At 69.9% G+C, this 1,291-nt stretch carries 2 protein-coding genes; both read right to left on the reverse strand.

Going from position 1 to position 1,291, the window contains the following annotated elements:
• Window positions 1–87, reverse strand: an 87-nt coding sequence (locus GTR02_RS25010) for a type II toxin-antitoxin system Phd/YefM family antitoxin (RefSeq protein WP_166608749.1), incomplete at its 3' end; no start/stop codon positions are given.
• Between the two features lie 106 nt (window positions 88–193).
• Entirely contained in the window at window positions 194–742 is a 549-nt protein-coding gene (locus GTR02_RS21755) for a hypothetical protein (RefSeq protein WP_166609546.1), read from the reverse strand.
• Between the last annotated feature and the right edge of the window lie 549 nt (window positions 743–1,291).

Consider the following 1,291-nt stretch of genomic DNA (forward strand, 5'->3'; position numbering starts at 1 on the left):
CGTGATGGTGACTTCTTCCCCGGCCTCGACGCGACGGACGAGGTCGGAGGCTTGTTGGCGGAGTTCACGAAGCCCGACGGTCATCATGGCGACAGGATAGCACTTGTGCTACTGGCGGGTTCGGCGCACTGGACGCGGTATGACCGTGACGTCGCGCTGTGCGTGGGATGACCGCGCGGGGCCTGGGCCTCGCTCAGGCGTCTGCGACACGCGGGTGCGGCGGCTTCGCGGTGTAGCCGGGGAGGTCGGGGGCGAGGGTGACGAGCCCGTGGTCCTCCACCTGCCATCCGTGCCCCACCACGCAGACACCGATGTCGCCCAGATCGGCACCGACGATCCACCACTTGCCGTCGTCGTGGCGGTAGCGATGCGCTGACACCACCTGCCCGTCGATGGTGACGCCGACGGGTTTCCACAGCGGTCCCGGCCCCCAGCTGGAGGCCACCTCCTCCCGATGGTTCACCTCGGTGCTGGGCAGGATGAGCAGAGCCTCTGTGATCGCGTCTTGCGTCGCGCCCTGCCAGACCTTGGGGTGGTCGGCAGGTCGGCAGATGGTGCGCACCCCTGGACGCCCGCCGCCAGGTCCTCCGTGCAGGAGCGTGATCGTGTGCACGGGCTCGTCTGGTGGGTTCCACATCGCCACCCCGCGGCGACCTGTGAAGGTGTCGTCCAACCCGAGCACGCGGAAGGGCAGCGGTAGAGGCGGCGCCCACATGTAGGTCGACTTGGCGTTCAAGATCACGAACGGCTCCCGGTGGCTCGGCGGTGCAACCCGTTGACCACCCTGCCGCAGCGACGACGGCGACGGGGGGTAGTCAGACGAGCGACTTCGCTGCCGGTGGCCTCGCACTGAACGTCACGACATCGACATGACCGTGACGTCCGTGACCGTGAAGTCGAGGCGGCCCGGGTGAGCCGCCGACGGCTCCAGTGGTGCTGCTCGCCTGGTCGCGTCCGCCCGTCGGCCGCGCGCACCGCGTGCGGGTCGCCTGGCGCAGGGGCAGGTCCGCGCTCCGCGGTGGCCGGCGGAGTGCAGCAGGGCGGGGCCGGAGGGTCGGGAAGTGTCACCACCAAGACGGCTGGAAGCGTCACCGATGTCCTGATGCAGAACTGTCACCGATGTCCTGCTACATGACAGTCCGCGCGCCGCCGCGCCTCGGAGGGGCACCCCCCTAGCCACGCCTGACTGAACAGTCATACGGTGGCTGCGTGATCGTTCATCCCGCGGTGCCGTCCGCGGCGGCCCAGGCCGGAGGGCGTGTCGCAGATGCCCACCACGCGGTCCCCCAGC

The organism is Kineococcus siccus (assembly GCF_009906795.1).
Classification (GTDB): Bacteria; Actinomycetota; Actinomycetes; order Actinomycetales; family Kineococcaceae; genus Kineococcus; species Kineococcus siccus.